This window comes from Bradyrhizobium sp. Kon10, assembly GCF_055807395.1.
In genome coordinates this window covers 69413-78884 of record NZ_JBVVOZ010000030.1, presented here as the reverse complement: position 1 = coordinate 78884, position 9472 = coordinate 69413, and the positions used below count along the sequence as shown (strand labels likewise).

The following is a 9472-nucleotide window of genomic DNA, read 5'->3' as shown; positions in this document are numbered from 1 at the left end:
GTTTCCGGTGATTCGCGCGATAGGATTCCCCGCACTTGCGGGGAGGTCCGATGAAGCGCTTTGTTGAAGGGGTGGATCGCGGGCAGAGCATGCTGTTTCCGGCATCGCTCGATGACTATGTGACCGTGGATAATCCAGTGCGAGCGGTCGACGTGTTCGTCGAGTCTCGATCTCGGCAAGCTCGGGTTCATCGGCGTCCAGCCATTCGACACGGGCCGACCCAGCTATCACCCCGGTACGATGCTCAAGCTGTACATCTACGGCTATCTCAATCGAGTTCCGTCGAGCCGGCGCTTGGAGCGGGAATGCCAGCGCAATATCGAGATGATTTGGTTGACCGGTCAGCTGACGCCGGATTTCAAGACGATCGCTGACTTCCGCAAGGACAATGGCAAGGCCATTCGTGGGGTCTGTCGCGAGTTCGTCGCGTTGTGCCGAAAGCTTGAGCTGTTCAGTGCCGCGAGCGTCGCCATCGACGGATCAAAATTCAAGGCCGTCAATGCGCGGGACAAGAACTTCACAGAGGCAAAGATGAAGAGGCGTCTGGAGCGCATCGATGAGAGCATCGCCCGCTATCTCTCTCAGCTTGAGACCGCCGATCGGCATGGCGACGCGGTGCCGGAGGCGAAGGTTGAGCGGTTGAATGGCAAGATTGAGAAGCTGAAGGAGGAGGTCATCCGGCTCAACACGATCAATGCGGAGATGATCAAGAGCGAGGACAAGCAGATTTCGCTGACCGATCCCGATGCGCGCTCGATGGCGACGAGTGGCAAGGATACCGGGATCGTTGGCTACAACGTGCAGATCGCAGTTGATACGCAGCATCATCTCATCGTGGCTCACGAAGTGACCAACGTGGGCACCGATCGCCACGAACTCGCTAACATGTCCAGGCAGGCTCGCGATGAGCTGTCAGTCGAGACGCTCGAAGTGGTAGCAGACCGTGGCTACTACAATGGAGAGGAGATCAAGGCCTGCGAGGAAGCCGGCATCACGGTGACGTTGCCGAAGCCGATGACTTCCGGCGCGAAAGCTGCCGGCCGCTTCGGCAAACAGGACTTCGTCTACGTAGCGGCCGACGATGTCTATCGCTGTCCCGCCGGCGAGCGACTAAACTATCACTTCACGAACGTAGAAGATGGAAATGCCCTGCGCCGCTATTGGACAAGCACCTGTAAAACTTGCGCGCTAAAAGCTCAGTGCACGACAGGCCCCGAGCGCCGCATCTCACGCTGGGAGCACGAGGCCGTTCTGGAGAAAGTTCAGCATCGGCTCGACCACAATCCCAACGCAATGGGTGTCCGCCGTCAGACAGTGGAGCATCCGTTCGGCACGATAAAGGGGTGGATGGGAGCAACACACTTTCCCACGAGAGAGCTGCCAACGGTGGCCACCGAGATGGCGCTCAATGTGCTGGCCTACAACATGAAGCGCGTGATGATGATCGTGGGCATAGGCGGATTGCTGGAGGCGATGCAGGCGTGAGGTCCGCCACCAAATCAGCGCCCAGATGAAGCTTCTGGTCATCCTAAGACGACAGGGGGGCAAACCCATCGCATAAAAGGCTCGGCGGCCGCGGAAGGCGCAAGTTGCACGGTTTTCACACGGCCTGGGCCCAAAGCGGCCGTTCGTAAGCAGACCGCCGTCCGGCGACCGGAAGGACACATCACTTTGAAATTAGGCTCGGGAAGGGCGCCTACGCAGTTTTCCGATCGGCACCACGTTTCCATCACTCCGCGGCACCAGGGGAACGACTGCCGCCCTTGCGAGGTCTTCCAAGGCGGTCGCAATGTATTTCGCATAGTGCCGCTCGATCATCTTGACTGAGGTGTTGTGCAGCTTGGCGATCTGTTGGATGGGCAAGCCCTTTCGGAGACCGCGCACGATGCTCGAATGCCGCAAAGCATAGGGAATTACCTGCGGCATACCGGCGCGCTCTCGAATGGCCTTCCAGGGACGTGCAAGCTCGGCTCTTTTCCACGGACCGCGTTCAGACTTCTTCCAGGCGATACCCCCCGGCTCCTGTTCATGAAGCCATCGCTCGAAAAGAGGTGCATCGCTTGCCCGCTTGGCGATTGCGAGTGAAAGCACCGCAATCACATCGTCACCCACTGGGACCGGGACTGAGCCGCCATTGCCGCCGCGCCCCTTGTAGGAGCCCGGCACCATCAGGCGCCGTGCGGAAACCTGCATATCGCCCACGCGCATTCGCCTGACTTGGGCGTACCGCGCGCCCGTCGAGGCCAGACATACGACGATCCGATATAGATCGCCATCAAATCCTTGCTCCTGATCGACTTCACGTGCAGCTTGAAGGACGGCGCCAACCTCCTCATCTGTGAGAATTTGATTATCCCGAGCAACCGATCCATCATCATCATCATCGATCCGCTCGGCTTTGAAGCCGGCCTTCACAATGGCGAGGAACGTAGGGTTTAGTTTCTTCCGATCTTCCGACAGCCGCGGCCACGCGGCGTTTAGTGCGGCCTTGAGGTCATTCACGAACCGCTGCTTGGTCGTGACCTTTAAGTCCTCCGGCAAGCCCTCACGCCACTCTATCAAGTCGCTCTCTTTCAGGGCATGCAGATGTACCGATGCGAGAGCAGCAGCTTCAGCAGCTTCCTGGTTGCCGCGCTTTTCTTGACCAAGAACGTAGCGCCCCAGTTTGGTGCCCGCGTCGGATTGGACGTCGCGACCTGTTCGGCGCCTTTCTCGAGCGTCGCGTTCCTTGACGTAGGATTCAACGGCCGATCGCACGGTAGGAGGCGGCCCCGCAGCCTGCGACGCGGCTTCTGTTCTGGCTCGGGCTACGGTCTCCCGTGCCGTTCCCACAGCCTGTTCGAAGGTCAGGATTCCGTCGGCGGGCTTGTCATTGATGTCGTTGGCGACGCCGACTTGCGCCTGCTTGTAATTGCCGCCCTCGTAGTGATTGCGCCAACGGACAAGCCAAATGCCGCTCTGTTTTCCTTTGCGATAACCTAGATGCGCTTCCGCATCGAGGCGCCGCCAATGCACGCCATGTTCGAGCCTGGAGCGTGCTTTAGCAGTCGTAACTTGAGCCTCGGCGAGTGTCTTCGACATAGCGTTGGTCGGTTTGCGTTGAATATCCGTTGAATATAAATCCCTGTACGTCGACGAACAGTACCGGACCGTTGCCATTTAAGCTATTGAAATTGTTGGACGTCAGCGAACGGTGACGAACGGAGAAGGGCTCATTTTGTGGCCCTCTCAAGGCTGAAACAGGGGTTCGATTCCCCTAGGGAGCGCCAATTTCGACAACGCGTCGCCCGCGCGGCTCAGCCGGACTGAAGCCACTGTTCGGCAGTCAGAGCCTCCAGCTCGGCGTAATAAGCCACATTCGGATCCTCGCTGGACTTGGTCTTGGAGGTCGCGTCGCCCGCACTGAAGTTCGTCATGAGGTCGTGCATGTGTCCGGCGAGCACGGAGCCGACCGCATGAACGGCTTCATGTCGATCAAGCCCCTCCGCCATCAGTCGCTCCACCGTGCTTCGCACCGGCAACTTGGCATCGGCAATCTGGTTCTCGACGATGGCGTGAAAGGTAGCGTGCAGTTCCGCCCGTGCAACGTGAATGCGGGCGCGGCGATGGTAATCCGCCACGGCATCGATACGGTCCTGCTCGTCCATCGCGAGCCACTGATCCGGGTCCGGCTCCACGAACGGATCATACTCGAGGATATCCCCTTCCTCCAGGATATCCCCTTCGGTTTCCTCGAACGCTGAGGGGACAAAATCCTCGGCAACGGCTTGGAGCCGTCCGGCCGACGGCTCGTCCAGCCTTTGCGAGTCAAGGCAGCACTTCTTGAATTTCTTGCCGCTGCCGCAAGGGCAGGGATCGTTTCGTCCGACCTTGTGCGAATTCACGATCGGGACCTCCAGCGAACCGAGTCAAAAGCAACTTTGCGGCCACGACATGACGTTCGAATGCTCACCGCCGCCGCTCACTGAGAGCCAATTCTTGCCACATCCAACCGAAGCTGCAACTGGCCATTGCACCGTGGCTGGCTGCCCGGCCCGGACCTCTCGCGCAAGCATGCTGCATCGGCATCCGCGGAGGTGGTCGTTATTGCCAGAATCTGCCTCTATGCGACCGAACCCGCCTGCGAAGCTGCTGCCGGCGTTCGGAGGTGTTGGCATCAGCTTTTCGGAGTGACCACATGGGCGGCTTGGTGATCTCTGGCGGCCGGGTGGTGGATCCCGCGAGCGGAATGGACGCAGTTGGCGATGTCGCGGTCGTGGACGGCAAGATTGCCGCCGTCGGCTCCTCGCTCGGCGGCGCCGAGCGGGTGATCGACGCCACCGGGCTCGTGGTCGCGCCCGGCTTCATCGATCTGCATGCACATGGCCAATCGCTCCCGGCCGACCGCATGCAGGCGTTCGACGGCGTGACGACGACGCTCGATCTTGAGGCCGGCGTGCTGCCGGTCGCCTCCTGGTATGAGCGCCAGGCGAGGCGCGGCCGCGGGCTGAACTATGGTGCCGCTACCAACTGGGCGTTTGCGCGCATCGGCGCGATGACCGGATCCAATGCTGAAAGCTCGCTCGAGGCGTTCGGCAACGCGATGCGCGATCGCCGCTGGATGGACAATGTGGCGAACGATGCCGAAGTCGCCGGCATTCTCGAGCGCCTTGCGCGCGGCCTGAACGAGGGCGGCATCGGCATCGGCATCCTCAACGCCTATGCGCCGGGCGCCGGCGTGCAGGAGCTGACGGCGATCTGCCAGCTCGCCGCGGCGAAGGACGTGCCGACCTTCACCCACGTTGCCTACATGTCGCGCGTCGATCCCGAGAGCGCGGCGGAGGCCTATATCCGCCTCATCGGTTATGCCGGCGCCACTGGCGCCCACATGCACATCTGCCATTTCAACTCGTCGAGCAAGACCGACGTCGAGCGCTGCCGTGTGCTGATCGCGAAGGCGCAGGCGCAAGGCTTGCCCATTACGGTCGAGGCCTATCCCTACGGCACCGGCTCGACCGTGCTGGCGGCTGCCTTCTTCAGCGATCCGGAGTTCGTCGAGCGCAACGGCACCGGTTACGATTCCGTGCAGCGCGTCACCGACGGCCATCGCTTTAGCGATCGCGAGGAGCTCCTGAAGGCGCAGGCCGAAGAGCCGTCCTCGCTGGTGCTGTGGCACATCCTCGACACCGAGAACAATGCGCATCACCGCGACCTCCTTGACATGTCCGTGCTCTATCCAGGCGGCGCGATTGCGTCCGACGCAATGCCATGGACGACGTCGGACGGCAAGACCTACACCGGCGATTCCTGGCCGTTGCCGGACGATGCCACCTCGCATCCGCGCTCGGCCGGCTGCTTCACAAAATTCATCCGCGAATGGATCCGCGAGCGCAAAGCCGTGTCGCTGCTGGAAGGCATTCGCAAATGCGCGCTGATCCCGGCGGAGATCCTGTCGCAAAGCACACCCGCGATGCGCGCCAAAGGCAGGCTCGCGCAAGGCGCCGACGCCGACATCGTCGTGTTCGATTACGAGAAGCTCAGCGATCGCGCCACGTTCACGGCGATGAACCGTCCGTCGGAAGGCGTGCGGCATCTGGTGGTGAGCGGCGAGCCCTTGATCAGCGACGGCGTGCTGGACGCCGCGGCGCGGCCCGGAAAGCCGGTGCGCCGGCCCGTTGTCGAGAGCTGAACCATGCCGGTCCCCATTCTCCTGGTGACGGGCTTTTTGGGGGCGGGCAAGACGACGGTCGTGAACCATCTGCTGGCGCATGCCGAGGGACGGCGGATTGCTGCCGTGGTCAACGATTTCGGCGCGATCAACATCGATGCCGAGCTGATCGCGGGGGCGAGCGACGGCGTGGTGAGCCTCAGCAACGGCTGTATCTGCTGCTCGCTCGAAGGCGATCTCTTGCGCACGCTCTCGACGCTACTACGGCGTGATCCGAAGCCGGAGTACATCGTCATTGAAACCAGCGGCGTCGCCGATCCCGCGGACATCGTGCGCAACCTGATGGACCCGGTGATCCTGCGCGAGGCGCCGCTGGAGACGGTGCTCTGCGTGATCGACGCGGCAACGCGGCCGGCCGCGCTGGATGACGCGCTGATGCGCTCGCAGTTGCGCGTCGCCGATATCGTGGCGCTGAGCAAGCTGGATCTGGCGGACGAGGGCGCGGGTGCCCGGATGCGCGATTCCATCCGCGCACTGCGCGTCCCTGCCGTGGTCATCGACGCGAAACACGGCGCGATTCCTTCCGCGCTGCTGTTTCCCGCCAATGTCGATCGCGTCCCCTTGCCGCGCGAGTCGGGACCGAAACGGCCGGCAGAGGAGCGCTTCGAGACGCTGAGCTGGACGTCGGAGCGGCCCATTTCGCTGCCGCGCTTGCAGCAGGCCATCGGCCGGCTGGCGCCAAGACTGGCGCGTGCCAAGGGCCTGTTCGAGACGGTCGAGCAGCCCGGGCACCTGACGGTATTTCAATTCGCCGGCGGCCGCGCCACGCTGGCGCCGGGCGAAGCGCCGGCAGCGGGCGTGCCACGCGCGCGGATCGTCTTCATCGCCGAGCTCGGGGTGCTCTCGAAGGCCGAGCTCGATGCGATCATGGCGGCCTGCGTTGCGGATGGGTAGCGCAGTTCGCGCCAAACGCCGACGTGCCCGCTCAAATCGCGCGAGGCTTCAATCCTCCGCCGGCAATCCGTCTCCGTGCACATACCACGCCGCACGAGACGTCCAGTGCACGTGCCGGTCCGGTGCCGCGGTCAGCGGCTCGTCGAACGCTCCGGCATGGATGATCGCCTCGCGCCCGCTACGGGTCAGGTGGGGCATCGGGCTGCCGCAGATCTTGCAGAACGCGGTCGCAAAGCTTCGCGCATTGGGCAAGTCGAAGCGCACGACGGATGCTTCGCCGCGGTGCCAGCGCAGTGCCTCTGCCTTCACGATCACTTCGCAGGAATGGGCCGTCCCGGTCGCCTTGCGGCACCGCGAGCAATGGCAGTTGAGGAAGCGGTCAAACGGACCCACGATCTCGAATGCAACCTCGCCGCACAGGCAGCTTCCCCGGAATGCAGCCATCTCACTCCCCCTCCGGCTCGGCCGGCTTCTCGGCGGTCTCTTCCGCATGGACCGGCGGAGTGCCGTGCGCGCTGTGCAGCCGGATCATCGTGTCGATCACGTCGACCTCGATCTTGAGCATGTCCAGATCGCGCGTCATCTCGCGCACCTCCTGGCCCTTGCGCGCCAGCTCCTCGGAGACGTCGACTGCCATCTTGCGCTCGGTGACGATGCCGGGCGTGTTGACGAACAGTTTTGCGCGCATCCATTCGAGGCGCGCCCGCTGGGTATCGCGTTCGAACTTCTTCTCCGCGTAGCGGCGTCGCACCTCCGCATAGGCGCTGACCAGCGCCGTTTCCGGCAGGTTCCACAATTGCTCGACCGACATGGTCATGCCGTTCAGGTCCCGGGTTCGGCTCGGCGGAGGTTTACTCGGTAGCCCATCAGACCCTTGCAGCGGTCAATTCTCAAGGGGGGGCGGACACGGAATAATGCCAGGCCACGGCGTCACATTTGCGCACGGCGTCGGGTCAATCTTGGAAGGCTCGCCTCGTCGCGCAATTCGGCCGATGTTTTCGGGAACCCGAATGCTTAAGCCTTTGCTAAGGCGTTCGGGATAATCTGGCATATCTGCATTGCCAATTCATGCGAGCACCGATGGTTTTTTCCCGCATCAGTTTCAAGCTGGTCCTGATCGTTGCGATCAGCCTCCTCGGCATGATCGCGCTGGCGCCGATCGCGCTTTCGACGCTGCGTACGCAGATGGTCGCCGATCGCCAGGCCAAGACGCAGCATATGGTCGACGTCGGCTACGGCATTCTCGCCCATTACCAGAAGCTGGAAAGCGAAGGAAAGCTCACGCGCGAGCAGGCCCAGGCCGCCGCGATGGCCGAGATCAAGAGCCTGCGCTACGACAAGGTCGAGTATTTCTGGATCAACGACATGGCCGCGAAGATGATCATGCATCCGATCAAGCCCGAGCTTGACGGCAAGGATCTCTCCGACATGAAGGACCCCACCGGCAACCGCCTGTTCGCCGGGTTCGTCGACGTCGTCAACAAGCAGGGCGCGGGCTTCTACAGCTATCTGTGGCCGAAGCCTGGCTTCGAGCAGCCGGTAGCCAAGATCTCATACGTGAAGGGCTTTGCCCCCTGGGGTTGGCTGATCGGCACCGGCATCTATCTCGACGACGTCGATGCCGTGTTCCGCCAGGATGCGATGACCTTCGCGCTGGTGTGCCTTGGGGTGTTCGTGCTCGTGCTCGGCTGCTCCTTCGTGATCGGCCGCAGCGTCACCCGGCCGCTCGCCAACATCACCGCGCTGACCGAGCGTCTCGCCGCCGGCGACAGCGCGTTCGACGTGCCCTATACAGATCGCCGTGGCGAGATCGGCGGGCTCGCCAAGGCGCTTGCCGTGTTCAAGGACAACGCGTCGGCGGTGCGCCAGATGCATACCGAGCAGGACGCGCTGAAACGCAAGGCCGACGAGGAGAAGCGCAAGACGATGGCCGATCTCGCCGGCCGATTCGAGGCGAGCGTCCAGGCCGTGGTTCGCGACGTCTTCAACGAGGCGCGCGAGATGCAACAGGCGGCGCAAGGCATGTCGGAGACCGCGAACAAGGCGACCGACCGCGCAAGCTTTGTCGCCACCGCGTGCCAGCAGGCGTCCAGCAACGTGCAGACCGTAGCCTCGGCCGCCGGCGAGTTGTCATCCTCGATCTCCGAGATCAGTCAGCGCGTTGCGCAGGCCGCAGCCGTGGCCGACAAGGCGGCCGCCGACGGTCAGCGCACCAACGACACCGTGCAGGGCCTGGCTGCGGCCGCGCACAAGATCGGCGAGGTCATCGACCTCATCAACCAGATCGCCTCCCAGACCAACCTGCTCGCGCTCAACGCCACCATCGAGGCGGCGCGTGCGGGCGAAGCCGGTCGGGGATTTGCGGTGGTCGCGAGCGAAGTGAAGTCGCTGGCGAGCCAGACCGCCAAGGCGACCGAAGAGATCGGTGCGCAGATTTCGGCGATCCAGACCGAGACCAACCAGGTCGTCCGCAACATCGAGAGCATCCGCAGCACCATCATGGAGGTCAACGAGATCTCCTCGTCGATCGCAGCTGCGGTCGAGGAGCAGGGCGCCGCCACGCAGGCCATCGCTCATAGCGTGCAGGAGGCGGCCTCCGGCACCGACCAGGTCTCGCAGAATATCTCGGGGGTCACCGATGCGACGGCCGAAACCGGCCGGGCCGCGGGCGTGGTGCTGCAATCGAGCGGCCGGCTGACGCACAAGCTGCAATCGCTGCAGGACGAGGTCAGCACCTTCGTTGCGGGGGTACGGGCGGCCTAGTACCCGCCGCGCGGGCTGCCGTACGGCGGATTATCCGGCTGATCGAAGCGCCATTGGCCGACTGATATTCCGGCCCGCGGGAGCGGTCGTTGCGACCGCTTCCTCTCC

The 9472-nt window shown here is 63.1% G+C and carries 6 protein-coding genes and 2 pseudogenes; 4 read left to right on the top strand and 4 right to left on the bottom strand.

Translation table 11 applies throughout. The features are described 5' to 3' along the window. Window positions 1-50: 50 nt before the first annotated feature. Window positions 51-1485: pseudogene (locus AC0L2O_RS29510) on the top strand (IS1182 family transposase). A gap of 192 nt (window positions 1486-1677) precedes the next feature. On the opposite strand, the gene AC0L2O_RS29505 reads toward AC0L2O_RS29510, so the two are convergent. Then, window positions 1678-3081, bottom strand: a complete 1404-nt coding sequence (locus AC0L2O_RS29505) for a tyrosine-type recombinase/integrase (protein ID WP_473372210.1) — start codon at window positions 3079-3081, stop codon at window positions 1678-1680. Window positions 3082-3785: 704 nt separating this feature from the next. After that, window positions 3786-3890, bottom strand: a pseudogene (locus tag AC0L2O_RS29500) (SEC-C metal-binding domain-containing protein); the annotation flags it as partial. Between the two features lie 287 nt (window positions 3891-4177). Between AC0L2O_RS29500 and AC0L2O_RS29495 the strand changes: the two are divergent. Both AC0L2O_RS29495 and AC0L2O_RS29490 read left to right on the top strand, forming a co-directional pair. Further along, complete coding sequence (locus tag AC0L2O_RS29495; protein WP_473372209.1) at window positions 4178-5668, top strand: amidohydrolase family protein; 1491 nt, start codon at window positions 4178-4180, stop codon at window positions 5666-5668. A 3-nt stretch (window positions 5669-5671) separates the two neighbouring features. Next, the gene (locus AC0L2O_RS29490; RefSeq protein ID WP_473372208.1) at window positions 5672-6601 is read left to right on the top strand and encodes a CobW family GTP-binding protein; all 930 of its coding nucleotides are present in this window, start codon (window positions 5672-5674) and stop codon (window positions 6599-6601) included. A gap of 48 nt (window positions 6602-6649) precedes the next feature. On the opposite strand, the gene AC0L2O_RS29485 is transcribed toward AC0L2O_RS29490, so the two are convergent. Beyond that, window positions 6650-7045, bottom strand: coding sequence for a GFA family protein (locus AC0L2O_RS29485; protein WP_369721172.1), 396 nt, complete (start codon window positions 7043-7045; stop codon window positions 6650-6652). A gap of 1 nt (window position 7046) precedes the next feature. After that, the gene (locus AC0L2O_RS29480) at window positions 7047-7418 is read right to left on the bottom strand and encodes a hypothetical protein (RefSeq protein ID WP_473372207.1); all 372 of its coding nucleotides are present in this window, start codon (window positions 7416-7418) and stop codon (window positions 7047-7049) included. 263 nt (window positions 7419-7681) lie between these two features. Here AC0L2O_RS29480 and AC0L2O_RS29475 point away from each other — a divergent pair, with 263 nt between their 5' ends. Further along, window positions 7682-9364, top strand: coding sequence for a methyl-accepting chemotaxis protein (locus AC0L2O_RS29475; RefSeq protein WP_473372206.1), 1683 nt, complete (start codon window positions 7682-7684; stop codon window positions 9362-9364). Window positions 9365-9472 lie beyond the last annotated feature (108 nt).